General features: G+C 66.5%; 23 protein-coding genes and 1 pseudogene. 14 read left to right on the top strand and 10 right to left on the bottom strand.

Annotated features, from left to right (window positions below; genetic code table 11):
• The first annotated feature begins 171 nt into the window (after window positions 1–171).
• Both M3I56_RS34425 and M3I56_RS34420 read left to right on the top strand, forming a co-directional pair.
• Window positions 172–597 (top strand): MarR family transcriptional regulator, encoded by a 426-nt coding sequence (locus M3I56_RS34425; protein WP_081771745.1) that lies wholly within the window; start codon window positions 172–174, stop codon window positions 595–597.
• 45 nt (window positions 598–642) lie between these two features.
• Complete coding sequence (locus M3I56_RS34420) at window positions 643–984, top strand: DHCW motif cupin fold protein (RefSeq protein ID WP_254357802.1); 342 nt, start codon at window positions 643–645, stop codon at window positions 982–984.
• Window positions 985–997: 13 nt separating this feature from the next.
• Here M3I56_RS34420 and M3I56_RS34415 read toward each other — a convergent pair whose 3' ends face one another.
• The 3 genes and pseudogenes from M3I56_RS34415 to M3I56_RS41445 all read right to left on the bottom strand — a co-directional run.
• Entirely contained in the window at window positions 998–2,128 is a 1,131-nt protein-coding gene (locus M3I56_RS34415; RefSeq protein ID WP_254357801.1) for a DnaJ domain-containing protein, read from the bottom strand.
• Between the two features lie 118 nt (window positions 2,129–2,246).
• Entirely contained in the window at window positions 2,247–4,022 is a 1,776-nt protein-coding gene (locus M3I56_RS34410; protein WP_254357800.1) for a cobalamin biosynthesis protein CobT, read from the bottom strand.
• Between the two features lie 14 nt (window positions 4,023–4,036).
• Window positions 4,037–4,558, bottom strand: a pseudogene (locus tag M3I56_RS41445) (CbbQ/NirQ/NorQ C-terminal domain-containing protein); the annotation flags it as partial.
• A 495-nt stretch (window positions 4,559–5,053) separates the two neighbouring features.
• Between M3I56_RS41445 and M3I56_RS34400 the strand changes: the two are divergent.
• Together M3I56_RS34400 and M3I56_RS34395 are read left to right on the top strand one after the other, a co-directional pair.
• On the top strand, window positions 5,054–6,784 hold the full coding sequence (locus tag M3I56_RS34400) for an ABC transporter ATP-binding protein (protein WP_254357799.1): 1,731 nt from the start codon (window positions 5,054–5,056) through the stop codon (window positions 6,782–6,784).
• Between the two features lie 46 nt (window positions 6,785–6,830).
• Window positions 6,831–7,643 (top strand): helix-turn-helix domain-containing protein, encoded by an 813-nt coding sequence (locus M3I56_RS34395; protein ID WP_254357798.1) that lies wholly within the window; start codon window positions 6,831–6,833, stop codon window positions 7,641–7,643.
• Window positions 7,644–7,668: 25 nt separating this feature from the next.
• Here M3I56_RS34395 and M3I56_RS34390 read toward each other — a convergent pair whose 3' ends face one another.
• The gene (locus tag M3I56_RS34390; RefSeq protein WP_254357797.1) at window positions 7,669–7,890 is read right to left on the bottom strand and encodes a hypothetical protein; all 222 of its coding nucleotides are present in this window, start codon (window positions 7,888–7,890) and stop codon (window positions 7,669–7,671) included.
• A 369-nt stretch (window positions 7,891–8,259) separates the two neighbouring features.
• On the opposite strand from M3I56_RS34390, the gene M3I56_RS34385 reads away from it, so the two are divergent.
• From M3I56_RS34385 to M3I56_RS34370, 4 genes are read left to right on the top strand one after another with little or no spacing between them, the layout of a single operon-like run.
• Window positions 8,260–9,588: an efflux RND transporter periplasmic adaptor subunit gene (locus M3I56_RS34385; protein WP_254357796.1), complete on the top strand. Its 1,329-nt coding sequence runs from the start codon at window positions 8,260–8,262 to the stop codon at window positions 9,586–9,588.
• Between the two features lie 18 nt (window positions 9,589–9,606).
• Window positions 9,607–12,765, top strand: coding sequence for an efflux RND transporter permease subunit (locus M3I56_RS34380; protein ID WP_254357795.1), 3,159 nt, complete (start codon window positions 9,607–9,609; stop codon window positions 12,763–12,765).
• Window positions 12,762–16,076: an efflux RND transporter permease subunit gene (locus M3I56_RS34375; RefSeq protein WP_254357794.1), complete on the top strand. Its 3,315-nt coding sequence runs from the start codon at window positions 12,762–12,764 to the stop codon at window positions 16,074–16,076. Before M3I56_RS34380 ends, M3I56_RS34375 begins: the two co-directional genes overlap by 4 nt.
• Entirely contained in the window at window positions 16,073–17,698 is a 1,626-nt protein-coding gene (locus tag M3I56_RS34370; RefSeq protein WP_302057118.1) for an efflux transporter outer membrane subunit, read from the top strand. The genes M3I56_RS34375 and M3I56_RS34370 overlap by 4 nt, the downstream gene beginning before the upstream one ends.
• 15 nt (window positions 17,699–17,713) lie before the next feature.
• Here the strand turns inward: M3I56_RS34370 and M3I56_RS34365 are convergent, their stop codons facing one another.
• Both M3I56_RS34365 and nfsB read right to left on the bottom strand, forming a co-directional pair.
• Window positions 17,714–18,169 (bottom strand): PACE efflux transporter, encoded by a 456-nt coding sequence (locus M3I56_RS34365; protein WP_254357793.1) that lies wholly within the window; start codon window positions 18,167–18,169, stop codon window positions 17,714–17,716.
• Between the two features lie 88 nt (window positions 18,170–18,257).
• Window positions 18,258–18,908, bottom strand: a complete 651-nt coding sequence (nfsB, locus tag M3I56_RS34360) for an oxygen-insensitive NAD(P)H nitroreductase (protein ID WP_254357792.1) — start codon at window positions 18,906–18,908, stop codon at window positions 18,258–18,260.
• Between the two features lie 180 nt (window positions 18,909–19,088).
• On the opposite strand from nfsB, the gene M3I56_RS34355 reads away from it, so the two are divergent.
• The 5 genes from M3I56_RS34355 to M3I56_RS34335 all read left to right on the top strand — a co-directional run bounded on the left by M3I56_RS34355 (window position 19,089) and on the right by M3I56_RS34335 (window position 22,428).
• Window positions 19,089–19,508, top strand: a complete 420-nt coding sequence (locus M3I56_RS34355; RefSeq protein ID WP_254339890.1) for a secondary thiamine-phosphate synthase enzyme YjbQ — start codon at window positions 19,089–19,091, stop codon at window positions 19,506–19,508.
• 85 nt (window positions 19,509–19,593) lie between these two features.
• Window positions 19,594–20,316: a dienelactone hydrolase family protein gene (locus tag M3I56_RS34350; RefSeq protein WP_254357791.1), complete on the top strand. Its 723-nt coding sequence runs from the start codon at window positions 19,594–19,596 to the stop codon at window positions 20,314–20,316.
• Between the two features lie 126 nt (window positions 20,317–20,442).
• Window positions 20,443–21,216, top strand: coding sequence for a hypothetical protein (locus M3I56_RS34345; protein WP_254357790.1), 774 nt, complete (start codon window positions 20,443–20,445; stop codon window positions 21,214–21,216).
• Window positions 21,217–21,262: 46 nt separating this feature from the next.
• Window positions 21,263–21,574 (top strand): cupin, encoded by a 312-nt coding sequence (locus tag M3I56_RS34340; protein ID WP_254357789.1) that lies wholly within the window; start codon window positions 21,263–21,265, stop codon window positions 21,572–21,574.
• Window positions 21,575–21,723: 149 nt separating this feature from the next.
• Window positions 21,724–22,428: a glutathione S-transferase N-terminal domain-containing protein gene (locus M3I56_RS34335; protein ID WP_254357788.1), complete on the top strand. Its 705-nt coding sequence runs from the start codon at window positions 21,724–21,726 to the stop codon at window positions 22,426–22,428.
• 13 nt (window positions 22,429–22,441) lie between these two features.
• On the opposite strand, the gene M3I56_RS34330 is transcribed toward M3I56_RS34335, so the two are convergent.
• Both M3I56_RS34330 and M3I56_RS34325 read right to left on the bottom strand, forming a co-directional pair.
• Window positions 22,442–23,101, bottom strand: coding sequence for a DUF4410 domain-containing protein (locus M3I56_RS34330; RefSeq protein WP_254357787.1), 660 nt, complete (start codon window positions 23,099–23,101; stop codon window positions 22,442–22,444).
• 73 nt (window positions 23,102–23,174) lie between these two features.
• Window positions 23,175–23,792, bottom strand: coding sequence for an HAD family phosphatase (locus tag M3I56_RS34325; protein ID WP_254357786.1), 618 nt, complete (start codon window positions 23,790–23,792; stop codon window positions 23,175–23,177).
• 167 nt (window positions 23,793–23,959) lie between these two features.
• On the opposite strand from M3I56_RS34325, the gene M3I56_RS34320 reads away from it, so the two are divergent.
• The gene (locus M3I56_RS34320; protein ID WP_254357810.1) at window positions 23,960–24,220 is read left to right on the top strand and encodes a hypothetical protein; all 261 of its coding nucleotides are present in this window, start codon (window positions 23,960–23,962) and stop codon (window positions 24,218–24,220) included.
• An 18-nt stretch (window positions 24,221–24,238) separates the two neighbouring features.
• On the opposite strand, the gene M3I56_RS34315 is transcribed toward M3I56_RS34320, so the two are convergent.
• Window positions 24,239–25,201, bottom strand: a complete 963-nt coding sequence (locus M3I56_RS34315) for a LysR substrate-binding domain-containing protein (protein WP_254357785.1) — start codon at window positions 25,199–25,201, stop codon at window positions 24,239–24,241.
• 16 nt (window positions 25,202–25,217) lie between these two features.
• Window positions 25,218–25,554: isocitrate/isopropylmalate family dehydrogenase (locus M3I56_RS34310; RefSeq protein WP_254357784.1), on the bottom strand; the 337-nt coding region annotated here is incomplete at its 5' end.

Below are 25,554 nucleotides of genomic sequence, written 5' to 3'. Positions count from 1 at the left end.
GGCCTCGTCGCGAATTACGTCAATATGTTGACGTATACTAGGTAACACCCAAGTCGAAGACAAGCGCGGAATCACCAGGAGAAACCCTTGCCTAAAACACCAAAAATTCAGGATTCAAGCCGCTTCGATCTCGCCAACCGGCTCTTCTTCCGGCTCTATCAATGCGCAAACATGTTGCATAAAACCGGCACGCGCGCTGTGGAAGCCGAGGGTTTGACCACGCAGCAATGGGCCGTGCTCGGCGCGCTCTCGCGCCCGGAAGCCCAGCCGGGGATGAGCGTGGGCGATCTCGCGCGCTATCTGATGGTGAGCCGCCAGAATCTCTCGGGTCTGATCAGCCGGATGGAACGCGACGGCCACGTGAGTACCCAGGCGGATGCGCGCGATCGCCGCTCGCGCCTCGTTTGCATGACCGGGCCGGGCCGCAAGCTATGGGTTGCGCAGGCCACGCCGAAAATCGAGGCGTACTACGAAGCCGTGCTGGACAATTTTTCGTCGGACGACATGACGCACACGCTGCACTATCTGCTGAAGCTGCTCGATAACATGAAGCGCGTGGACGAACGGGAACGCGTGGCGGACGACGACGATGCGTGAGCGCGCTCCGCTACACTCTGACGTAACACACAAGGAGAAAACCGCATGAAGATGGACGCATTTCGCTTCGGCACCACCGACTGGTCCAGCGTCGAACCCACCCAACACAACGGGGAAACGGGCATGGCCACCTGGCGCACGCGTTTCTTCGGCGACGAAGCCGACCCGATCCGCGTGCGTATGGTCGAGTATTCGCCCGGCTACCTCGCGGATCACTGGTGCAAGAAGGGGCACATTCTGTTCTGCCTCGAAGGCGAACTCGAAACCACACTCGACGACGGGCGCAAGTTCGTCCTCACGCCCGGCATGAGCTATCAGGTGGGCGACAACGCCGAGGCGCACCAGTCGTACACGCGCACGGGCGCGAAGCTTTTCGTCGTCGATTGAAAGCGACGCCGCTTCAGCGCGGCGCGCCGAGATCGGCGTCGAGCCGCTTGCGCAGGTCGCGCACCACGCGCGCGGCCGGAACGAGCCACCACGTGGGCGCCGCCACGGAGAAGTCGTACGCGAGCGCCGTCTGCGCGGCGCCGGTCGTGTGCGCCCGGCAGCGGAACGCCACCATGTGGCGCCGCGTGGCGGTTTGCGAACCAGGCGAGAAGCGCATGACCGCACGCAGCGCGAATTGCGTATCGTCGGGTGCGGCCTCGTACGATTCGATACTCCACTCCGCTCCGTAGTGCGCCTCGTGACGCAACGCCGCGCTCACGCGCCGGCGCGTTTCATCGGCAGGCAAGGCCACGGGGTGCTCGCGCCCCGCACGCCCGGCGCGAAACAGCGTGCGCTGCGACCAGCCCCAGCCGAACGTGAGCACCACGCCGCCCGCCACGAGCGCCCACTGCAGAATATGCGTGAGCCAGCGGCCAACCTCGAAGCGCGCAATGGGCGCGAGCAGCAAGCCCGCGATCCAGTGCGCGGCAACGAAGATCACGATGCACGCGAACACGCTCGCGGAGAGTGTGAGCAGCCAGCCCCGCGACGGGTCGTCGAATTTCGCAAACAGGAAATCGCGCACGCCGCCTGAACGCGCGTGCACGTCATCGGTTTCGGGCGCGGTTACGCCCTGCGGCTCGCCTGGCTGCGCGGCATCCGCTTCGTCGCGCAGCCCCGTGAGTTCGCCGTGCAGCGAGTCGCGCTCGGTTCGCATGCGCTGGATCTCGTCGAGGGTGCGCGTGCGCTCGGCGCGCAGCCCGTCCAGCTCGGCGCGCACGCGTTCACGCTGCGCCAGCAGCGCCTGCATCTGCGCGTGCAGTTCGTCGGCCTGCGCGACGCTCAGCGCGGAGCGGCTCACCGGCGGCGCATGATGCACGGACCAGTACGCATCGAGCAACTCGCGCGCCTCCTTGACGCGTTTGAACTGGTCGTCGGCCCAGCGCATCGAGGCGGCCGTGGGGTGCCGCCATTTGTCGGGATGCAGGATCTGCGCGAGATGGCGATAGTGATGCTTGATGTCCGCCTCGCTCGCCCCCGGCTCCAGATCGAGCCGGTAGTAGAGGCGGTCGTAATCCACGGGTCGGTAATCGCGGCCTGGCATGACCTGTATCTATTCGTCAGTGGATGGGTTGGCAGGCGGCGCAACGCCTGCCCTGCTCAAGTTAGCGCAATGCGCCCAGTCCGGCAAGGAAAGCGCCACTGCGATTGCCCTCCCGGTTTCAGTACGGCCGCCCCGCGAGCAGGCGGCTCAACGTCGCGAACGCGGTGGCCGGCAGCTCGTGCAGCTTGCGCACGACCACGGCATGCGGATAGAACGCCTCGACTGCGTCGTCCAGGATGCCGATGCCGACCAGCTCGATGCCCTGCTCCTCGACCGCCTGCACGCGTGCGAGCAGGTCGCTGCGCAACACAGTCGGGTCGCCGTCGCTCGTCGAAGGATAGCCGTCCGAGAGGACGAACAGCAGCCGCCGGCGCGCCTTGCGCTGCGCGAGCCGGGACGCCGCCCAGGCGAGCGCTTCGCCATCGGGGTTCTCGTGGCCGCACTCGATGGCCGCGAGTCCGCTCAGGTCGCGCGAGTCGAAGCGCTTGAACACGCGCAGATCCAGCCGCTCGACGAAGCGGTTATAGGCCCGCAGATCGGCGCCGGCGGCGCGTTCGCGCTCGTAGCGCGCGCGCATTTCCGGCGCTTCGATCGAGCTGTAGCCGAGCACTTCCGAATCGAAGGCGAGTTGCGTGAGCGCGTCGGCGAGCGCCGCCGCGCACAGGCGCGCCAGCTCGATCTTGCGGCCCGCCATCGAGCCGCTCAGGTCGAGCAGCAGCGTGACGACCGTGTCGCGCCCGCTCGCATGACGCGCCACGCGAAACGGCGTGCGGTAGCCGCGCGAGGCGGCGAGACGCGCGAGCGCCGCGCGGTCGATCTCGCCGCGCTCCTGCTCGCGCTTCCAGTGCGTGAGCTCGTCGGCCTTGAGCAGGCGCTCGAGCTGGGCCTTGAGCGCGCCGGTCTCCGCGCGCGCCAAGGCGCGCAGCTTGCGCCAGGCGGCGGCGTCGCCGCGGCCCGTGAGATCGGTGACGGCGTCGTAGGCCGTAGTCAGCGGGAGCGACAAACGTGGCCGCCCTGGCGCGGGGCTGCGATTCATGGCGGCGTGAGGCGCATCCGCTTCGGAAAGCACTGCACCGGAGGCGGAATCGGACTCGGCGCTCGCGCGTGCCGACGCGCCGTCGTCACCCTGGCGGACGTCATCGGGCTGCGCGGCGCCGCCCGCCGGTTCGACCTCGTCTTCCTCGCCGAATGCGTCCATCGCACGCGCGAGCCGCGCCGATTCGTCGTCGAGCCCTTCGGACGGGCCCGCCGTCTGCATCATGTTGTTCGCGCAGCGCGACGCGAGCGAGCGCACGCCCGCCACGATCGCCGCGGCGGCGCTCAGGCTGGCGCGCGTCGACTGGCTTGCGCGGGCCGCGCCGAGCGGAGCGTCGATCGCGCGCAGCGCGGCGGCAAGCGCCGCGGCATCGCGCTCCAGCACGCCCGGCGCTTCGTCCCACAGCGTACGCTCGATCGCCCAGGCAAGGCGTTCGCGCCACGCCAGTTTCGACCAGCGTCGCGCGAGCGCCTCGCCGCGCTGTGTACGCCAGCTTTGCGCGTAGCGTTGCGCGCCAGGGAACGCCCGCGCGAGCTGCGCGAGCACGCGACGGTCCTCGATCGCCTGCGCAATGCGCCCCGTCACGCCGGCTTGCGGCGTGTCGAGACGCGCCACTTCGCTGTAGCGATGGCGCGCCGCAAGCAAATCGAGCGCGCCGAGCAGTGCGGCTTCATTCGCGCCTTCACTCGCGAGGCGCGCGGGCAGCACGAAGCGTTCGCCTTCCACGCGCGGCTCGCCCGCGCCGAACGTCACGCTCACGCGCGAGTCGCCGGTCAGCACCCGCGCCAGGCGGCCGAGCGCGCCCGCGGGATCGGCGCTCGCCGTCAAACTCTGTGTGTCGTCCTGCAAGCTGGACACAGGCGCCTCCGCACTCACGCGTCGAAGATCACGTGATGCCGGATGACGCTGCGGATGAGCGCCGCATCGTCCGCGCTCACCTTCGCGTAGATCGCCGGCCCCGCCGCGCGTTCGACATCGCCGGTGCGCAGCATGAGTTCGGCCCAGTCGATCAGGCGCCGCGTGGAGAACGTGCTCGCGAGGTCCTCGCGGGCGAACGCGGCCCGGCAGTCGGCGGCGATGGCAGCGAGCGTGTGCGCGAGCGGCCGCGTGAGCGCCGGCAGCGTGCGCAGCAATACTTCGGTTTCCTCTTCAAGTGAGAGATAGTCGAACAGGTAGACGCGCCAGCGATCGAGAAACGCCTCGTTGAGCAGGTTCGCGCCCTGGTACAGATGGCGGTACGCACTCATTGCGCCCGCGGCGTTCGCGGTGGCGAAGAGGCGGAACGACGGATGCGGCTCGACGATTTCGTTGCCGCGCTCCTTGAGCAGCAGGCGGCCGTTCGGTTCCAGCACGGCGGTGAGTACCGCGAGAATGGACGGCTCGGCAAAGTCGAGTCTTCGGAAACGAAGCCCTCGCGACGCCACTTGAGCAGCTTCGCTTCGAGATTGTCGAGATCGATTTCGGTGTCGATGTCGATGTTGACTTCACCGTCCTCGCCCTGGCCGTGCTCGATGCGATACATGTGCGCGCGTTCGGAAGGCGTGACGCACCACCATTCGCGCGCCTGGCCGGCGCCGCGGATGTAAAGGCCGAGCGGAGCTTCGTCTTGTAGTGCGGGATCGGATGCGTTCATGGGAGAAGAAGCGGGCAGCGTGGCGCGATAAGTCGCCCTATCTTACCCGCGCATACCACAGGTGCGCAAAAAACCGTCGGAACGCACGCACTGTCTTCTTCAGCAAACAGGTTACGCGATCAACAATCGAGGTGCGTCAATTACCGATCGCGAATCTGTTTCAAAGCGCATGCCCCAAGCATCAAAATAAGAGAGATCGAATTTTCAGGATCCGACTCATTCTTGCACCACAACGTTGAATTCCCGAGGGGCCCGCATGTCGTTTCCGTTGGAGTTGGTACGCGAATACATCGCCGCGTACCGGATTGCCGTTAGCCACGACAAGGCACTTCCCGCTCGCTTTGCTGCGGCAACGCTGGTGATGATCGCCGTCGTCGCTCTCGAAAGCGCAGTGCCGTGGCTATTGCGAGAAAGCACAAACGCGCTCTCGGTCGAGCGAGCCCCTGGCTTCGGGGGAGCCGCCGTCACGCTCGCGGGCGTCTATGGCCTATGCTGGACCGCAGCACGCGTCTCGGAGTGGGTCAAAACAATATTCTCGTCCGCCACGCTTGCCCGATCCGACGCCGCGTTTCAGAAAGCCTACTATGCGCATCTTATTCGCGTCGAATACGCCCGGCTCGCGACGATCGATCCTGGCGCGATGGTATCGGTCATCGCCAGGAGCCGCACCGCTTTCAGTGCAATCACATTGACCCTCTTCTGGGTAATCGTGCCTGCGCTCTTCCAGCTCGTTGTCACGGCATCGATTCTTTGGCGCGTGACCAACCTCGCATTTGCAGCCGCGTTCGTCGGCGCAATCGGTGCACTGTTCGTGGCGACGTGGCGGCTCGCTGCGAGAACGAAAGGCGCGCACGCCCAGATTTTCGATGCATCCAATCTTCTCTCCAGCCATCTCGTGGAACGGCTAGGTTTTATGCTAGACATCAAATTGAACAACGCCTACGAGCGCGAAGAAGCCGGACTCGACCGCATCCTTGCCCGTTATGTCGCACAAATTTCGCACGGCAATGCACGGCTTGCGCTGCTGCTTGCAGCGCAAGCGTTTTTCACCGGGCTCGTGCTGACAATCTTCACGATCGTCGCGGCGACATCGGTCACGAGCGGCGTTTTCCGAATCGGCGATTTTGTAATGATTACCGGTTATGTCGTGGCGCTGACCGCGCCATTCACCGGCCTCGCCGCTTCGCTTTCCGATTTGCGCAGAAATCAGCTTGCCTTGCACGAAGGCCTCGGCATTCTTGCACTACCACCCGAGCCGGGTGGCGTCGAGGTCGCAATTGCGCTCGACGCAAACCCCGTTTATGCCCTTTCGGATGTCAATATTTCATTCGGAAAGCGAACTATTTTTCGCGGAGCCAACCTTATCGCGAATCGAGGCGAGGTAACCGTCCTGATCGGGCCATCTGGACATGGCAAGTCGACACTCGTCAATCTGATGCTCGGCCTCTTGCGCCCCGAACGCGGGCGAGTCGAGTTGAATGGCGTGGACGTTTCTACACTCTCTCCGGCTTCGATATCGCGGATTGTCGCGGTCGTTCCGCAAAATCCGCTGATCATCAGCGGAACGCTCCGTGAAAATCTCGCTTTCGGCTGCGCTGACCCGCCGCCCGACGAGCAATTGCTGGCGCTGGTCTGCGCGCTGGAACTGCAAGGACTAGCCGGCGAGTCGGGCGGTAACGTACTCGACGTCATCCTCGGCGTACAGGGCAGAGCGCTTTCCGGCGGCGAAAGGCAACGTGTCGCGCTGGGTCGCGCGCTTGCGCGCCGCACTTCAGTCATCGTCCTCGACGAGCCAACCTCTTCACAGGATCCGTCCCGCGAGGCGCGTGTGCTGGAACAGGTCCGCCGTCGCGTTCCGACGATCGTCGCGATCACACATCGTGAAGCGTTGCTGGAAATGGCAGATCGTATCTATCGGGTTGATGAAGGGTGCGTCGTCGAATCGGGTGCCAGAAGAAAAGCGGCCACGACCAGTCAGAGCGGATAATGTCGCGGAGCACTCGCCACACCGCAATTCACCCGGAGCCCCGCCCATGCCACAAGCCGCGCCACCCGAACTCGACGACGAGCCCGGACGCGGCCGCTCGCTCGCACGCCACTACCCGCGCGGCCTCCAGATCGAGCCGCACACGCATACGTGGGCGCAGGTGCTCTACGCCGTCTCCGGGGTGATGTGGGTCGAGGTGGAGCGCGAGGCGCTCGTCGTGCCGCCGCAGCGCGCCGTGTGGCTGCCTCCCGGCACGCAGCACGCCATCCACATGCTGAGCGCCGTCGAGATGCGCAACCTCTATCTGCACGAACGCGACAGCCGGCACCTGAGCGAGCGGTGCGAAGTGTTCGAGATCAACGGCCTGCTGCGCGAACTCATCACGCGCCTCGCGGAACGCACTCGCGAAGATGACGCCTGGCTAGACGCGGCCCATCGCCTCGCATCGATCGAACTCGCCCACGCGCCGCGCTCCACGCTGCGCATTCCGCTGCCCGATGCGTCCGACCGCCGCCTCGCCACGCTGTGCCGCGCGGTGATCGACAACCCGTCGGCCGATATCGGCTTCGAACAGCACGCGGCATGGGTGGGCGCGAGCGTGCGCACGCTCTCGCGGCTCTTCACGCGCGAGCTTGGCATGGGGTTTGCGAAATGGCGCCGCCAGGTGCAACTCGCACTCGCGGTGTCGCGCCTCGCGGAAGGCGAGCCCGTGAGTGCCGTGGCGCACAGGCTGGGCTTTCTGCCCAGCAGCTTCAGCGACATGTTCCGCCGCGAACTGGGCGTTGCGCCCAGCGAGTTCCGGCCCGCCGGCACCCTTGGCGGCACAGCGGGTTTCGCGGAGGAAAGCGCGGCGCAGTAACGCGCGCGTAGCCGCGTGGCGCGGCTCAATGCGGCGGCAGATCGCCCACTAGCGGAAACATGTCGGGCGTGTAGCCCATATTGAAGTAACCGGCCCGTGCATAGGTGGCGATTCGTTCGAGCTGCTCGGTTGCGCGCGACGCGTCGCGCAGTTCGGGCTCATCGGCTTGCGGCGTGGGCGGCGGCCGGTTCGCCCGGCCGCGCCGCGCGAACCACGCCGGCACGGACAGCATCGACAGCTTCGACATTGCGGACTCCTTGCAAGGCTTTGATCCCTTCCAATCTAGACAGTCAGAGGCGCGCACGCAAACAAGCATTTCTGCGTTGCATTGCACACCCCGGCCGATGCTCACCGTTCATCCGGCCCGCACGCTGTAAACGCCCGAAAACCTTACAAATAACTAACGTTTCGAAATTGGCGCACGAGTTGGTTAGACTGCGAGTCTCGGCCTTCGCTGCACGGCGGAGCACGGCTTCGACGGCATAACAATCATGAGAATGCGTATGCAGCAACTCGACAGTCACCGGCAGCATTTCGCGGCGGCCAAGCCGTTGAGCGCGCCGACTTCGTTTCTCCGCACCGCCTCGCGCGGTGGTCCGACCTCCTGGAGGCAGGCATGAGCGACGTCCCGCAGACGCAACCCGCGCCCCCGCCGCCACCGCCCCCGCAGGCGCCGAAGCGCCGCCGGCTCGGTCCGCTCATTCTCGCCATTGTCGTGATCCTGCTGATCGTGCTCGTGATCGTGCACATCATGCGCAACAAGAAGACGGAGCACGGCGCGGCGCCGCAGGTCGTGACCGTGGCCGCCGCCACGCTCGGGCCCATGCCCGTGACGCTCAACGCGCTCGGCACCGTCACGCCGGTCGCCACTGTCACGGTTCTGCCGCAAATCAGCGGCTACCTCACCGAGGTGGGCTACAAGGAAGGCCAGGATGTCGTGAAGGGGCAGTTCCTCGCCCAGATCGACCCGCGCCAGTACGAGATCAGCAAGGAGCAGGCGCTCGCGCAGCTCGCCAAGGACCAGGCCCTGCTGGCGCAGGCGCGCGCCGACCTCGCGCGTTATACGCAGTTGAACGCAAAGCAGTCGATCGCGGCGCAGACCTACAGCGACCAGCAGTTCCTCGTCAAGCAGTATGAAGCCGCGGTGCAGGCCGACAAGGCCAACGTCAGGCTGTTCGAGCTCGATCTGATCTATTGCCGCATCACGGCGCCGGTGTCGGGGCGCGTGGGCCTGCGGCTCGTCGATCCGGGCAACTATGTGACTTCGTCCAGCTCCACGGGCATTGCCGTCATCACGACGATCAAGCCCACCACCGTGCAGTTCGCCATCCCGCAAACCTCGCTCGGCAGCGTGCTCGAGCGCGTCAACGCCGGCGCGAAACTGCCGATCACCGTCTTCAGCAGCGACAACACCCGCCAGATCGCCACCGGCACGCTGTTCGCGCTCAGCAACCAGATGGCCACGGCCACCGGCACGGTCACGCTGCGCGCGAGCGTGCCCAACGACAACGAGGCGCTCTTTCCCAACGAGTTCGTCAACGTCCGGCTACTCGTCGACACGCTACAGAGCGCCGTACTCGTGCCGACGCCCGCCGTGCAGACCGGCGCGCCCGGCGACTACGTGTACCTCGTGAACGCCGACAACACCGTGTCGGTCCACAAGGTCACGCTTGGCCCGAGCGATGGCCGCTACACGGTGATCTCCGCGGGCTTGCAGCAGGGTCAGCATGTCGTGACCGACGGCCTCGATCGCCTCAACGACGGCGCGAAGATCCAGCCCGCGGGGCCGAGGCCCGCCACGCACGCGGGCGCGGCCAGTGGTGCGGGCGGCGCAAGCGCACCGCATCCCGGCCACGCGAGCGGCGCGGCCAGCGCGGCCAGCGAACCCGGCGCCACGGCGCCGAACGCCTCCGACGCGAGCGCCGCGGCCTCGCAAGCGGGTTAAGCCCCGGACCCAGCGCCGATGAATATTTCGCGTCTCTTCATCCTGCGGCCGGTCGCGACTTCGCTCCTGATGATCGCGATGGTGCTGATCGGCCTCGTCGCGATGAAGTTCCTGCCGGTTTCCTCGCTGCCCGCGGTGGACTATCCCACCATCCAGGTGCAGACCTTCTATCCGGGCGCGAGCCCGAACGTGATGGCGACCACCGTCACGGCGCCGCTCGAGGTGCAACTGGGCGAAATCCCGGGCCTGCAGCAGATGATCTCGTACAGCTCCGAGGGCGCCTCGGTCATCACGCTGCAGTTCGACCTCTCGCTGAGCCTCGACGTGGCCGAGCAGAACGTCCAGCAGGCCATCAACGCGGCCAACAGCTTCCTGCCAAGCGGCCTGCCCGCGCCGCCGACCTATGCCAAGGTGAACCCGGCCGACCAGCCTATCCTCACGCTCGCGGTCACGTCTAAGTCGATGTCGCTCACGCAACTGCAGGACGCGGCCAACAACCGTCTCGCCACGAAGATTTCCGAAGTGCCGGGCGTGGGCCTCGTCACCACCGCGGGCGGCAACGTGCCCGCCGTGCGCGTGGAGGCCGACCCGCAGAAGCTCGCCGCCTACGGCCTGAATCTCGACGACCTGCGCACGCTGCTCGCCAACGTCAACGTGAGCAACCCGAAGGGCAACTTCGACGGCCCCGAGCTGAACTACACGATCAATTCGAACGACCAGATCTCGGACCCGAGGGACTACGAAGACACGGTCATCGCCTATCAGAACGGCTCGCCGGTGTTCATGCGCGACGTGGCGCGCGTGTCCACGGCCGCGCAGGACGTGGAGCGCGGCGCCTGGTACAACAAGGCGCCCGCCATCGTGCTGAACGTGCAGCGTCAGCCGGGTGCGAACGTGATCGCCACCGTCAACCAGATCATGGGGCAGTTGCCGCAGCTCGAAGCGGCACTGCCCGCCGGCATGCAGGTCACGGTGGTGTCGAACAGCGTGGGCGTGATCCGCGCTTCGGTGGGCGACGCGGCCTTCGAACTCGTGCTCGCCGTGGCGCTCGTGGTGGCCGTGATCTTCGTATTCCTGCGCAATCTGCCCGCGACCATCATTCCGAGCATCTCGGTGCCGGTCTCGCTGATCGGCACACTCGCGATCATGTACGAGCTGGGCTACTCGATCGACAACCTCTCGCTGATGGCGCTCATCATCGCCACGGGCTTCGTGGTGGACGACTCGATCGTGATGATCGAAAACATCGTGCGCTACCTCGAGGAAGGCGACAAACCCTTGCAGGCGGCGTTAAAAGGCGCAGGCCAGATCGGTTTCACGATTCTTTCGCTGACGATCTCGCTCATCGCCGTGCTGATTCCGCTGCTCTTCATGGGCGGCGTGATCGGACGCCTCTTCAGCGAATTCGCCGTCACGCTCGCGGTGACCATCGTGCTGTCGGCCGTGGTCTCGCTCACCGTCGTGCCGATGATGTGCGCGCGCATCCTGCGCGCCCAGGCCGAGCGCCATCCCAGCCGCTTCGAGCGCATCAGCGAAGGGCTTTTCAACAAGACGCTCAACGCCTACGAGCGCGGCCTGCGCTGGGTGCTCGACCACCAGACGCTCACGCTCGTCGTGTTCGTGGTGACGGTGGTGCTCACCGGGCTGCTGTACGTCGTGATTCCGAAGGGCCTGTTCCCGGTGCAGGACGTGGGCGTGCTGCAAGGCATCAGCGTGGCCGACAACTCCATCTCCTACCAGGCGATGGTGCGGCGCCAGTCCGCACTGGCCGAGGAAATTCTCAAGGACCCCGATGTCGTTTCGCTCACCTCGTACGTGGGCATCGACGGCATCAACAACACGCTCAACAACGGGCGCTTCCTCATCAACCTGAAACCGCACGACGACCGCTCGGAAACCGCCGACGAAATCGGGCGGCGCATTCAGCAGTCGGTGGCGAAGGTGGCGGGCGTGCGCCTTTACATCCAGCCCGAGCAGGACCTCACGCTCGACACCACGGTCTCGCGCAACCAGTACAACTTCGTGCTGCGCGGGCCGAGCCAGGAGGCGTTCGACCAGTACGTGCCCGCGCTCATCGCGCGCATGAAGCAGATCCCGTCGATCCGCGACGTCACGAGCGACCTCAACACGGATGGCCTTTCCGTCAACGTCGAAGTGAACCGCCAGCTCGCGGCGCGCTATGGCATCACGGCGGCGACCATCGACAACGCGCTCTACGATGCGCTGGGCCAGCGCATCGTTTCGACCATCTTCCAGCAGTCGGACCAGTACCGCGTGATTCTCGTGGCCAAGCCCGAGGCGCTGCCCACGGTCGAATCGCTCGGCGACCTTTATCTCCCGAGCCAGACGAGCAGCGAAGGCCAGGTGCCGCTCAAGGGCATTGCGAAGATCAGCATTACGCGCTCGCCGCTCATGATCAGCCACCTCGCGCAGTTCCCTTCGGTCACGATCTCGTTCAATCTCGCCGATGGCGCGTCGCTCTCCGCGGCCGTGCGCGACGTGCGCAACGCTGAGGCCAGCGTGAACCTGCCACCCTCGATCACCTCGTCGTTCCAGGGCGCGGCGCAGGCGTTCGAGGATTCGCTTTCCAGCGAGGTGTATCTGTTGATCGCGGCGCTCGTGGCCGTGTATATCGTGCTGGGCGTGCTGTACGAGAGCTATGTGCACCCGGTCACGATTCTTTCGACGCTGCCTTCGGCCGGCATTGGCGCGCTGCTCGCGCTGATGATCGCGGGCAAGGACCTGGACGTGATCGGCATTATCGGCATCGTGCTCCTGATCGGCATCGTCAAGAAGAACGCCATCATGATGGTGGACTTCGCGCTCGAAGCCGAACGCGTGCACGGCAAGCCGCCGCGCGAGGCGATTTTCGAAGCGTCGCTGCTGCGCTTCCGGCCTATTCTCATGACCACGCTCGCGGCCATGCTCGGCGCGCTGCCCATGCTGCTCGGCAGCGGCACGGGCTCTGAACTGCGCCGCCCGCTGGGTCTTGCGATCATCGGCGGGCTTACGCTTTCGCAGATGCTCACGCTCTTCACGACGCCCGTGATCTATCTGCTCTTCGATCGGCTGGCCGAACGCTTCGGCCGCAAGCGCAAGCCTGAAAGCCATGCGGGCGGCGATGCGGCCGGCGGTTCCGGCAACGGCGCGCCACCCGCGCCCGAGGGCACGCCGTGAACCTCTCGGCGCTCTTCATCCGGCGGCCGGTCGCGACGTCACTCCTTGCGATCGCGATCCTCATTTCGGGGACGCTCGCCTTTTTCCGGCTGCCGGTCGCGCCGCTGCCCAACATCGCCTACCCGGTGATCGTGGTGCAGGCCAACATGGCGGGCGCGAGCCCGGACATCATGGCGTCCACCGTGGCCGAGCCGCTGGAGCGCCGGCTCGGCACCATCGCCGATGTCAGCCAGCTCACGTCGATCAGCAACACGGGCACGGCGCTCATCGTGGTGGTGTTCGGCCTGAACCGCGACATCAACGGCGCGGCGCGCGACGTGGAAGCGGCCATTCAGGCCGCGCGTGCCGACCTGCCCACCACGCTGCGCAGCAACCCGACCTATCGCCAGTACAACCCCGCGAGCGCGCCGATCATGGTGCTCGCCCTCACCTCGGACACGCTCACCAAGGCGCAGCTCTACGATTCCGCCGATTCGGTCATCCAGCAACAGCTCTCGCAGGTGGACGGCGTGGGCCAGATCACGCTGGGCGGCGGCGCGCTGCCCTCGGTGCGTGTGGAACTGGAGCCGGGCAAGCTGAACAGCTACGGCATCGGCCTCGAAGACGTGCGCGCGTCCATTGGCGCGGCTAACGCGAACAGCGCGAAAGGTCATATCGACCAGGGCAACCAGCGCTACACGGTGACGTCGAATGACCAGATCAGCAAGGCCGCGCCGTTTCGCGACGTGGTGATCGCCTATCGCAACGGCTCGCCCGTGTTCCTGCGCGACGTGGCTTCCGTCGTCGACTCCAACGAAAACATCCGCAACGCGGGTCTCTACAACGGCAAGTCGTCCGTGCTCGTGATCGTCTACCCGATGCCCGGCAGCAACGTCGTGAAGACGGTGCAGCAGATCCGCGCGCGCCTGCCCACCATCGAAGCCGCGCTGCCCGCCACGATCAAGGTGGACGTGGCGATCGACCGCTCCGAGTCCGTGCGCGCCTCCGTGGCCGACACCGAGCGCACGCTCTTCATCGCCGTGTTGCTCGTGATCGGCGTGGTGTTCGTGTTCCTGCTCTCGCCGCGCGCCACGCTCATCCCCGCCGTGGCGCTGCCGCTTTCCATCGTGGGCACATTCGGGCCCATGTACCTGCTCGGCTATAGCATCGACAATCTCTCGCTCATGGCGCTCACCATCGGCACCGGCTTCGTGGTGGACGACGCCGTGGTGGTGCTGGAGAACATCGTGCGCCACATCGAGGCCGGCATGGACCCGAAGGAAGCGGCGCTCAAGGGCGCGGGCGAAGTGGGCTTCACTGTGCTTTCCATGAGCCTTTCGCTCATCGCCGTGTTCCTGCCCATTCTGCTCATGCCCGGCATCGTGGGCCTGCTCTTTCACGAGTTCGCGATGACGCTCTCCATCGCAATCCTCATCTCGCTCGTGATCTCGCTCACCGTCACGCCCACGATGTGCGCCTATGTGCTCAAGCGCGAGGCGCTGCACCGCAAGCCCTCGCGCGCGGCCGTGTGGATCGACGCGCAGTTCGAGCGCTTCAAGCAGTTCTACTCGCGCACACTCGACGTCGCGCTCAATCACGCGCGGCTCACGATCTTCATCCTGTTCGCGCTGCTGGTCGGCAATGTGTTTCTCGCGCGGCTGCTTTCCGGCACGTTCTTCCCCGAGCAGGACACCGGCATTCTGATCGGCCAGATCATCGCGGACCAGAGCATTTCGTTCACGGCGATGGAGAAGAAGCTCGCGCAATTGCAGGCCATCGTGAAGGCCGATCCGGCCGTGCAGTCGGTGGCGGGCTTCACGGGCGGACGCGCGCTCAATTCGGCCACCGTGTTCGTCGAACTGAAACCGCTCAACGAACGCCGTCTTTCGGCCACCGAGGTCGTGAACCGCCTGCGTCCCAAGCTCAATGCCGTGTCGGGCGCGCGCCTTTTCATGCAGGCCCAGCAGGACCTGCAGATCGGCGGGCGGCAGTCGGCGGCCGAGTATCAGTACACGCTCACGAGCGACGACGCCGACGCCCTCTTCACCTGGGTGCCGCGCCTCGTGGACGAGCTGAACAAGCACCGCGGCCAGATGTCGGATGTGAACTCGGACCTGCAGCAAAACGGTCTGGAGGCCTACATGACGGTGCAGCGCACGACCGCCAAGCGCTATGGGTTCGACCCGAACCAGGTGGACAACGTGCTCTACGACGCCTTCGGCCAGCGCACCGTTTCGACCATCTACAACGCGATCAACCAGTACTTCGTCGTGATGGAAGTGGCGCCGCAGTACTGGCAGTTTCCGCAGTCGTTCCAGGATATCTGGCTGAGCACGGCGGCGGGCAACGCCAGCGGCGCGGCGCAAACGCAAATGCCGTCAAGCGTCATCTCGGGCGTTACGCCCTTCACGGCGGTGACCACGGCCACCGCAGCGAGCGGCAACACCAACGAGCGCAACGCCAACGCGGTGGCCAATCAGCAGAACAACGCGATCGCCAACAGCAAGGGCGGCAGCTCCAGCGGCAGCGCGGACAGCACGGCCGCCGAAACCATGGTGCCGCTCATGGCGCTCATGGACTGGAAAACGCGCCATACGGCCACCCAGGTCAATCACCAGGGCACGGAAGTGGCGGGCACGATTTCGTTCAATCTGCCCAAGGGCGGCTCGCTTTCCGAGGCCGGCACGATCATCGAGCAGGCCGAGCGCGACATCGGCATGCCCGCCTCCATCCACGGCGCGTTCGCGGGCGCGGCGCAGGCCTACGCGCAGTCCATGGGCGTCGTGCCGCTGCTCATTCTCGCCGCGCTCGCCGTGGTCTATATCGTGCTGGGCGTGCTGTACGAGAACACCATCCACCCGCTCACGATTCTCTCCACGCTGCCTTCGGCCGGCATCGGCGCGATTCTCGCCATGCTGATCTTCGGCACGCCGTTCTCGGTGATCGCGATGATCGGCATCATTCTGCTCATTGGTATCGTGAAGAAGAACGGCATCATGATGGTCGACGTCGCCATCCAGTTGCAGCGCAACGAGGGCATGGAGGCGCGCCGCGCGATTCACGAAGCCGCCGTGGTGCGCCTGCGCCCGATCATGATGACGACCTTCGCGGCCGTGCTCGGCGCGCTGCCGCTTGCCATCGGCATTGGCCAGGGCGCTTCGCTGCGCCAGCCGCTCGGCGTGACGGTGATGGGCGGCCTGCTCCTGAGCCAGGTGTTTACCCTGTACACCACGCCGGTGATTTACCTGTTCCTCGACCGCCTGCGCGCGCGCCTCGCGCGCTGGGCCGCGCGCCTGCCGTGGAATCGCCAGGCCGATGAGAGCGCATCATGATGAAGACTCGCCTTAATCCAACGCTCATGCGAATGCTGATCTCCGCCGCCACAAGCGCCGCCACGCGCGCGCTGCCGTTCGCGCCCGTCACCGCCGCGCTGCTGCTCGCGGGCTGCATGGTCGGACCGGACTACCACCGGCCGCAGGTCGCCGTGCCCGCCACGTGGAAAGAACTGCCCGGCTGGACCCAGGCCGAGCCGGAAGCCGCCCAGGGACCCAAGGGCGAATGGTGGACCGCCTTCCAGGACCCGCTGCTCGATGAGCTGGAACCGCTCGTCCAGGTCTCGAACCAGACCGTCCGGCAGAGCTACGCGAACTACCAGCAAGCGCTCGCCGAAGTGCGCGTCGCGCGTGCGAGCCTGTTCCCGACCATCGGCATCACCGGCTCGCTCGCGCGCGAGCGCTCCTCCACCGGCACGCTCAGCAGCGTGAGCAGCATCACGTCCACGCCGAGCGGCGCGCGCATCGTCAACGGCGGCACGCTCGAAGCGAACGCGAGCTGGGACATCGACCTCTGGGGCCAGGTGCGCCGCCAGATCGAGGAACAGTCGGCCACGGCGCAGGCGAGCGAGGCGACGCTGGCGAACGCTACGTTATCCGAACAAATCGCACTGGCGAACGCCGTGATCGATCTGCGCATCACCGATGCCGATATCGACCTGCTCACGCATACCGTGCAGGCCTACACGGACTTCCTGCGCGTGGTGGCCAACCAGGACCAGGCGGGCACGGTGCCGCCGTCCGACCTGATATCCGCGCGCACGCAGCTCGAATCGGCGCGCGCAAGCCTGATCGCCCTGGGCGTGGCGCGCGCGCAAAACGAGCACGCCATTGCGGTGCTAGTGGGCCGCAACCCCGAAGAAGTCGATATCCCGCACAGCACGCAGCTTCCCGCGATGCCCGCGATTCCCGCCGGCGTGCCCTCCACGCTGCTGCAGCGGCGGCCCGACATTGCGACCGCCGAACGGCAGATGGCGTCGGCCAATGCGGCGATCGGCGTGGCGGTGGCCGCGTACTATCCGTCGATCTCGCTCACCGCGCTCGACGGCTTCACGCAGTCGCCGCTTTCGGGCCTGCTGCACATGAGCAACTATGTGTGGTCGCTCGGCGCGAGCGCGACCCAGACGATCTTCGACGGCGGCCTGCGCAGCGGCCAGGTGGCGGCCGCGCGCGCGAGCTACGAGGCGGCGGTGGCGAACTATCGCGGCACGGTGCTGACGGCGTTCCAGGGGGTGGAGAACGATCTCTCGGGGCTGCGCATCCTCGCGCAGCAGGCCGACGTGCTGGACGACGCCGTGCGCGACGCCATCCGTGGCGCGCAGATCGCGCAAAACGAATATGAGGCGGGCACCGTGGACTACACGACGGTCGCCACAGCGCTGGCCACGCAGGTGACCAATCAGCAGAGCGCGCTCAACGTGCATCAGCAGCGGCTGCTTGATACGGCTTCGTTGATCGGTGATCTCGGCGGCGGCTGGTCCGGGCAACTGCACGATGCGCAGCATCCGGCGCGTGCGGTGACGCCGGCTTCCGACGCCGCGGCGACGGGCGCGAGCGCGAGCGCGAGCAGTCCCGCGAACGTGGAAGCGAGCGGGACGCAGGGCGCCGCTGCGAGCCCCTGATCGAGAGAACCCGCGCTACGCGCGCGGCCGCGTTTCCGAAGCGCCCGTCACCGGCAAGGCGGAGGCCGGCAGGCCGAACACGGCGTCGAAGATCAGGTTGTAGACGTAGTTGTAGACGAGAAAGAACACCGAGAGGCCGATATCCATCGCGAACGCCTCGATCAACGTCACTTGCAGCGTGAGCGCGATCATCGGCACGAGGAACACCACCAGCCCGCCCTCGAAGCCGACCGCATGCGCAATGCGGCGCGCGACACTGCGGCCGCGTTTCGTCTGGCGCGCTTCCCAGCGCTCGAACAGCATGTTGTAGACGAAATTCCAGCCCACAGCGATCAGCGATGAAAACACCGCCGCCGCGCCCGCGCGGTCCATGCCGCTGCCCGAGAGCGAGGCGAAGCTCGTGCCGGTAATCAGGATCGCGATGCCTTCGAACAGCGTGACGTACACGATCCGGCGTTTGATACCCTGCATGGACGAATGCTCCTGATGCGGTTCCCGCGTGGCTTCGGGCCGTGTCAATCGCCGCGCTTGCTGCGAGCGCGGCGAAAACCTGCGCGAATCAACCGAGATCGGTGAATACCGAAGCCGCGGACAAGCGCGACTTCGGCAGTTTCGCGTTGAAGTCATCGGCGCTGCGGTAGCCGAGACCGACCACCACGAGCGCGGTGAGGCCCTGCTCGCGCAGGCCCAGTTCCTCGTCGAGCGCCTTGGCGTCGAAGCCTTCCATCGGGCAGGCGTCGATTTCGAGCGTCGACGCGTCGATCAGCAGCGCGCCGAGCGCGAGATACGCCTGCTTCTCCAACCACGCCGGCAGGTCGTTGCGCTCGCGATGCAGGTTCACATAGAACGAGCGCGTCTTTTCCTGAACCGCCTTCGCCTCGGCGCTGGCGAAACGGCCGTCCGCTTCTTCCTGCGCGAGCACTTCGGCGAGGTGCGCTTCGTCCATCTCGGTGCGCACGCACAGCACCACCACGTGCGAGGCGCGCGTGACCTTCGGTTCGTTGTACGCGAAACCTTCCATGCCCCTGGCGATACGCGCACGCGCGGCGTCGCTTTCGGCCAGCACGAAATGCCAGGGCTGCGAGTTTACCGAGGAAGGGCTGAAGCGGATCAGCTCCTTGAGTTCATCGATGACGGCCGCGGGAATCTTGCGGGCGGGATCGAATGCCTTGGTGGCGTGGCGGGCTTTCGCGAAGCGGGTGAGGTTCAAGCGGTTTTCTCCTCCGTATGCGGTCGGCCGAGGCAAGCCCCGGCAAGGCCGACATCGTACCAGCATCGTGCGCCGGCCGCGGGGCGGTCTGCGCGCCCAGCGCGCCTGCGCTATGCTTGAAGGCTGGCATCGCCGCGACGGCTCAGCCGCCACGTGCCGCCGCCCGCAAGGAGACCGATCGTGCGCCAGGCCATCCATCATCTGCCGGTGAGCACGCGCACGCGCGGGCTCGTCGAAATCAGCCATGAGGTGCGCGCGTTCGTGCGCGAACAGCGCATCGCCACCGGCTTGCTCACCCTCTTTTGCCGCCACACTTCGGCGTCGCTCGTCATCCAGGAAAACGCCGATCCTTCGGTGCGCCGCGATCTCGAACGTTACTTCGAGCAGCTCGCGCCCGAAGATCCCCAGCGCTACGAGCACGACACCGAAGGCCCCGACGACATGCCCGCGCATTTGCGCACGGCGCTCACGCACACGCAGCTCTCCATTCCGGTCGAGCACGGCAATCCCGTGCTGGGCACGTGGCAGGGCATCTATGTGTTCGAACATCGGCGCGCGGCGCACACGCGCGATATCGTGCTGCATCTGATCGGCGAATGAGCAGATCAGGCGCACACACGCAAATCCCGTACGCAAGCGCTATGCTACGGCTTTCGTTCAACCGACTCATCGAGGGTTGCCGCAAATGAAACAGTCCGCCGGATCCATGATTTCCTTCACCCGCCCTGACGGCCAGTCGCTCCAGGGCTATCTCGCCAAACCGGAAAAGACCGAAGGCGCGCCCGCCATCGTCGTGATCCAGGAATGGTGGGGCTTGAACGACCAGATCCGCGGCGTGGCCGACCGGCTCGCGCAGGCGGGCTACTTCGCGCTCGTGCCCGACCTCTATCGCGGCAAGAGCACGGTCGAACAGGAAGAAGCCCACCATCTGATGACGGGCCTCGACTTTGCGGACGCGGCCTCGCAGGACGTGTACGGCGCGGTCAACTACCTCAAGACGCTCACGGACCGCGTGGGCGTGACGGGCTACTGCATGGGCGGCGCGCTCACGCTGCTCGCGGCCACCATGGTGCCGGGCCTTTCGAGCGCCGTGGTGTGGTACGGCTTCCCGCCGCTCGAATACATCGACGCGAGCAAGATCACCGCGCCCATCCTCGGCCACTTCGCGACCCAGGACCAGGCGTTCAGCATCGAGACCGCGGCGGAACTCGAGACGAAGCTCAAGGGCGCCAGCGTCGACGTCGAATTCCATCGCTATCTTGCCCACCACGCGTTTGCGAACGAGACCGCCGTGGGCCCGACCCGCATCGCCATCACGCAGTACGACCCGGTCTGGGCGCAGCTCGCGTGGGACCGCTCGCTGACGTTCTGGGGCCGTACGATGTGGCCGCAACGCGCGGCGCGCTGAAGCGCTGGCAGCGCCCCGCGCCGCCGCGCGGATCTGTCGTAGAATCGGCGTCGCCCCGTCTCGCGCGGGCGACGCCGATTTGCATTGCAGCGCCTTCGTCCCTCTCACGCTTTTCGCGGAGACTCCATGACGCCGCTCATCCTCCAGCGCCCCGCGCTTCTGTTCATCGTGCTGATCGTGGCGCTGCCGCTTGCCGCCGCGCTGGGCGCAAACGTGCTGCATAAATACTTTCCGCTCGCCGAGGAGGCGCGCGAGAACTACAAGATCGTGCAGGGCGCCACGCTCACGCTGCTCGCGCTCCTGATCGGCTTCACGCTCTCGATGGCCGTGGGCCGCTACGACCAGCGCAAGAACCTGGAGGAAGAGGAAGCCAACGCGATCGGCACGGAGTATCTGCGCGCCGAGCTTCTTGGCGGCGAAGCGGCGGCCCAGACCAAGGCGCTGCTTGCGCGCTACCTTCAGGCGCGCATCCACTTCTACGTCGTGCACGAGCCCGGCGCACTCGATCAGATCAACCGCGACACCGGCGAGCTCCAGACGCAGCTCTGGGCGAGTGTGCGCGATCCCGCGAAGGCGCAACCGAATCCGGTGATGGCGCTCGTGGTCTCCGGAATGAACGACGTCATCAACACCCAAGGCTACACACAGGCCGCGTGGATCAACCGCATTCCCGTCGCCGCGTGGGTGCTGATGATCATCATCGCCATTTTCAGCAACCTGATGCAGGGGTACGGCGCGCACGGCCAGGTCGGCCGGCGGGTGCTGTTGCTCATCCTGCCCATCACGGTGACGCTGTCGCTCACGCTCATCGCCGATATCGACAGCCCGCGCGGCGGCCTCATTCGCGTCGCGCCGCTCAATCTGATGAGTCTTGCGCAATCCATGCCTGCCAATCCTTGAACTCCGCTCCAGGGCGCCGCACGATCACGTCCAGGCCCGTACAGCCATGAAAGTCATCCGCTCAAAAGCCTTCACCGCCGCCCGCCCCTGGGGTGCGCTCGACATCGCCAGCATGAACGGCACCACCGTGCGCCTGCACTGGACCGACCAGCCATACAAATGGCACGTCAACGACGGCGAGGAAGTGTTCGCCGTGCTCGACGGCGTGGTCGACATGCATTACCGCGAAGACGGTGCGGAGCAGGTCGCGGTGCTCGAAGCCGGCGACGTGTTCTTCGCGGGCGTGGGCTGCGAGCATGTCGCGCACCCGCGCGGCGAGGCGCGCATTCTCGTGGTCGAGCGCGAAGGTAGCGTGTAGCAGCGTGTAATCCGCGCCTCGCGGCGAAAAGACGGCGCGCGCCATTTCCACTAAACTTGGCGGCCTGACTCCACTCCCGCCTCTCGATCAGACCGCGGCGCGCCAAGCACTGCCCGCGCCCCGCCGTTGAAGGACTTCAAGGACCCCGCATGAACGACCTTTCCGCATTTCCCGTCACCCACAAGTGGCCAGCGCTTCACCCCGAGCGCATCCAGCTCTATTCGCTGCCCACGCCCAATGGCGTCAAGGTCTCGATCATGCTGGAGGAAAGCGGCCTGCCGTATGAGCCGCATCTGGTGCGCTTCGACGCGAACGACCAGATGTCGCCGGAATTCCTCTCGCTGAACCCCAACAACAAGATTCCCGCGATCCTCGATCCGAACGGCCCAGGCGGCGAGCCGCTCGCGCTGTTCGAATCGGGCGCGATCCTCATCTATCTCGCCGACAAGTGCGGCCGCTTCCTCGCCCGTGAAGGCGCGGCGCGCTACGAGACGATCCAGTGGGTCATGTTCCAGATGGGCGGCATTGGACCGATGTTCGGCCAGGTGGGCTTCTTCCACAAGTTCGCGGGCAAGGAGTACGAGGACAAGCGTCCGCGCGACCGCTACGTCGCCGAGTCGCGGCGCCTGCTCGCCGTGCTCGACCAGCGCCTCGAAGGGCGCAAGTGGATCATGGGCGACGAATACACCATCGCCGACATCGCCACGTTTGGTTGGGTGCGCAACCTTGTTGGCTTCTACGAGGCCGGTGACCTCGTGGGTTACGCCGATTTCAAAAACGTCGCGCGCGTGCTCGAAGCCTTCGTCGCGCGGCCTGCGGTCGCACGCGGGCTCAACATTCCGCCGCGCGGCTAAGGCGCCCGGCGCGTCATTGCGGCGCCGCTTTCACGCGCGCCGCGACCGAGTCGGCCACTTCGGCCGCCGCGCGGTCCACGTTCTTGCGGTCGTCGGCGCGCGCAAGCACGAATTTGGCTGCCGCCACATACGGATTGAGCGCGACGGCCGCGCCGGCGCCCGGCTTCGCGTGGCTCGACTGACTGTCGATCACCTGATAAAGCGGCTGCGGCGCCTGGGTGGCGAGGTTGTCAACGGCCACCGCCAGCTCGATCTGGCTCGCGCCCGAGCCGAAACCCACCACCGCGCGCCGCATGCTGTTGCCTTCGTCCACGCTCAGGAATACGCCGCGCACCAGCCAGCCCTGCGCGGGTAGCGGCGTGCCGCTGGGCAGGCGGCGCGCATCGAGGCCTTTCTCGCGCAGGTCGTTGACCAGCGCATCGGCCATTTTCGTGACGACCTGATCGGCCTGCTGCTGCGGGTCGCGGTGGCGCAACAGCGGTCGTGGCAGCAAGCCGCCCATGTGCTCGCGCGCACTCTCCACACGATTCGAATCCTGCTTGACGTTGGCCGCGTCGAGTTCGAAGTCCGTCACGTAGACGAGCGGCGCGCCCGGTTGTTGAGCCGCGGCGAGCGACGCGAACGCGCACAGGCAGAGTGTCGCGACCCGCTTCCAGTTCCATTGCATTTTCATCGCAAGCTCCCGTACGTTCGCCAGCCATCCATCCGTTCATTCATTCACGCCATGGCCGCGTGCGGCACGGCCATCAACCGTCGATCAGCCCGAGCCGCGCCAGGTCGCTCGCGAGCGCATCGGCTTCGACGAAGTGGCACGCCTGCAACCCCGCATCGAGCGCGCCCGTGACGTTCGCTTCGCTGTCGTCGATGAAGAGCGTTTCCTGGGGCTGCGCGCCGAGCTGGGCAACGCAGCCAAGGTAGGTCTGCGCGGCCGGCTTGACCGCGCCGAACGTCGCGGACGCATAGACCTGCGAACCGAAAAGCCGCGCCACGGGCGGATTCAGATAGTCGAGGTGATGCGTGACGAGCGAGCAGTTGTTGGTCAGCACGGCGATGCGGCAGCGCGCGGCCACGCGCTGCGCCAGCGCGAGGGCCGCCTCGTTCGGCGTGATCGACGCGCGCCGCGCCGCCAGCCACATATCGCGGTCCACCTCGCATCCGAGCATCGCGCCGAGTGCGCGCAGATAAGCGTCGGGATCGAGCTCGCCCGCGTCGGCGCGCGCTTCGAGACCCGAGCCCCAGATCGCGTGACGCACCGTTGCGGGCGGCGCGCCGGTGGCAGCCGCGAGGCTCATCACGCGCGCGTCGCGATCGTAGTGGGACAGCACGCCTTCCATGTCGAACAGCACTACGCCGATCGCCGCCATCTGCCGCTCCCGCCACAAGATATCCCACTGCGATCCCACCGCGGCCCCGCCACGTCCGCAGCCGATCATACCGCCGGCCCGCGCCTGGCGGCGCACGAGTGGCACAAGCGCGGCGCGCGCCGATCGCGCCCCTAAACCGTCAATCGATTTTGGGTAAACTGGAACGCATGGACACCTGCCGTTACTGCGGAAAACTGCGCGACGAATGGGATTGCCACGGGCCAGCGTGCCGCCAGGCGATCGCGCAGGCGCTGCACCGCCAGCGCAAGGGGCTGCCGATGGTCGCGAACGTCATCCGCAACGAAATCCCCGCCGACGCCACCACCGGCCAGATCATCACCGTGCTTTCGCGCCAGCGCCAGCGTGCGCGGCGCGGCAACGAGGAACGACGCGAGCGCAAGGCGCTCGATCTCCCCGAAGGCGAGTAAGGCACGCGCCGAACCCGGTCAGCGCCCGCTCTCGTCCTCGTTCGCAGGCGCGGCAATGCCGATGCGCGCGAACGTTTCCTCCAGATGATTCACGCACACGCGCACTTTCGCGGACTGCGCGAGGCGCGCCGGATACACGGCCCAGACATTGGCCGGCTGCGTCACGCCGGGCAGCACGCGCTGCAGGCGCCCGCTCTCCAGCAATGGTGCGACGTCCCACATCGAGCGCAGCACGATGCCGCGTCCCGCCAGCGCCCACTGCACCGCCACCTCGCCATGATTGGTCGAGAGCGGCCCCGCCACCTTCACCGAAACCGTTTCGTCATGCGCGTCCAGGCGCCAAACGCCGAACGGATGATCGCGCTCCTTGATCGCGAGACACGCGTGTTCGGCGAGATCGGCGACCTCCTGTGGCGCGCCGCGCCGCGCGAGATACGCGGGCGCGGCGCAGAGCACGCGATAGTTCGCGGCGAGACGCCGCGCGATCAGATGGCCGGCGATCTCGTCGCCGATACGTACGTCGAGATCGAAGCCTTCGCCCGCCACATCGACGAGCCGGTCGAACAGTTCGAGGCGCACGCTCAGTTGCGGATAACGCTCGGAAAGCCCGGCGAGCGCGGGTGCGACGAAGTTGCGGCCAAAGCCGAAGCTGCTCGACACGCGCAGCGTGCCGCGCGGAATGCGCCGCGTGGTGGAGACGTCGTCCACGAGCCGTTCCACGTCGTCGAGGATCTTGCCCGCCGAGGCATAGACGCGCTCGCCCGCCTCGGTCATCGCGACGCGCCGCGTCGAGCGGTGCAACAGGCGCGTGCCGAGGCGCGCCTCGAGCACGCCCACGCGCTTGCTGACATAGGCCGGCGACGCCGCAAGCGCTTCGGCCGCCGCGGTGAAGCTCGCCTTGCGCGCGACCATGCAGAACACGCGCAAGTCGTCGAGCTCCGGCGACGCGACGGATTTCGGCGCTTTCGGTGCGTCCGGCATAGGCGTCACAGCGGCGTCACAGCGCGGCGGCTACCGCTTCGCCCAGCTCGGTCGTGTTCGCCGTGCCGCCCATGTCGGGTGTGCGCGGGCCTTCCACCAGCACCTTCTCGATGGCCTGCATGATCGCGTCGTGCGCGGCCTTGTATTGCGCGTCGCCGTTGCCGAGGAAGTCCAGCATCATCGCGCCCGACCAGATCATCGCGATGGGGTTGGCGATCTGCTTGCCGAAGATGTCGGGCGCCGAGCCGTGCACAGGCTCGAACAGCGACGGAAACTTGCGCTCGGGATTCAGGTTCGCCGAAGCCGCCAGACCGATCGTGCCCGTGCATGCGGGGCCGAGATCCGAAAGAATG

The organism is Paraburkholderia sp. CNPSo 3281 (assembly GCF_024206515.1).
In the GTDB taxonomy this organism is placed as follows: domain Bacteria; phylum Pseudomonadota; class Gammaproteobacteria; order Burkholderiales; family Burkholderiaceae; genus Paraburkholderia; species Paraburkholderia nodosa.
Note: the sequence above shows the minus strand (reverse complement) of the source record. Positions and strands in the feature narration are given on the sequence as shown.

Bases quoted from the DNA above. Each gene is read 5' to 3' on its own strand.
- M3I56_RS34390 (WP_254357797.1), bottom strand. From the start codon at position 7,890: ATGTCGAAGCTGTCGATGCTGTCCGTGCCGGCGTGGTTCGCGCGGCGC.
- M3I56_RS34385 (WP_254357796.1), top strand. From the start codon at position 8,260: ATGAGCGACGTCCCGCAGACGCAACCCGCGCCCCCGCCGCCACCGCCC.
- M3I56_RS34325 (WP_254357786.1), bottom strand. From the start codon at position 23,792: ATGGCGGCGATCGGCGTAGTGCTGTTCGACATGGAAGGCGTGCTGTCC.
- M3I56_RS34340 (WP_254357789.1), top strand. From the start codon at position 21,263: ATGAAAGTCATCCGCTCAAAAGCCTTCACCGCCGCCCGCCCCTGGGGT.
- M3I56_RS34400 (WP_254357799.1), top strand. From the start codon at position 5,054: ATGTCGTTTCCGTTGGAGTTGGTACGCGAATACATCGCCGCGTACCGG.
- M3I56_RS34335 (WP_254357788.1), top strand. From the start codon at position 21,724: ATGAACGACCTTTCCGCATTTCCCGTCACCCACAAGTGGCCAGCGCTT.
- M3I56_RS34420 (WP_254357802.1), top strand. From the start codon at position 643: ATGAAGATGGACGCATTTCGCTTCGGCACCACCGACTGGTCCAGCGTC.
- M3I56_RS34395 (WP_254357798.1), top strand. From the start codon at position 6,831: ATGCCACAAGCCGCGCCACCCGAACTCGACGACGAGCCCGGACGCGGC.
- M3I56_RS34315 (WP_254357785.1), bottom strand. From the start codon at position 25,201: ATGCCGGACGCACCGAAAGCGCCGAAATCCGTCGCGTCGCCGGAGCTC.
- M3I56_RS34425 (WP_081771745.1), top strand. From the start codon at position 172: ATGTTGCATAAAACCGGCACGCGCGCTGTGGAAGCCGAGGGTTTGACC.
- M3I56_RS34380 (WP_254357795.1), top strand. From the start codon at position 9,607: ATGAATATTTCGCGTCTCTTCATCCTGCGGCCGGTCGCGACTTCGCTC.
- M3I56_RS34330 (WP_254357787.1), bottom strand. From the start codon at position 23,101: ATGAAAATGCAATGGAACTGGAAGCGGGTCGCGACACTCTGCCTGTGC.
- M3I56_RS34350 (WP_254357791.1), top strand. From the start codon at position 19,594: ATGAAACAGTCCGCCGGATCCATGATTTCCTTCACCCGCCCTGACGGC.
- M3I56_RS34370 (WP_302057118.1), top strand. From the start codon at position 16,073: ATGATGAAGACTCGCCTTAATCCAACGCTCATGCGAATGCTGATCTCC.
- M3I56_RS34415 (WP_254357801.1), bottom strand. From the start codon at position 2,128: ATGCCAGGCCGCGATTACCGACCCGTGGATTACGACCGCCTCTACTAC.
- M3I56_RS34365 (WP_254357793.1), bottom strand. From the start codon at position 18,169: ATGCAGGGTATCAAACGCCGGATCGTGTACGTCACGCTGTTCGAAGGC.
- M3I56_RS34345 (WP_254357790.1), top strand. From the start codon at position 20,443: ATGACGCCGCTCATCCTCCAGCGCCCCGCGCTTCTGTTCATCGTGCTG.
- M3I56_RS34320 (WP_254357810.1), top strand. From the start codon at position 23,960: ATGGACACCTGCCGTTACTGCGGAAAACTGCGCGACGAATGGGATTGC.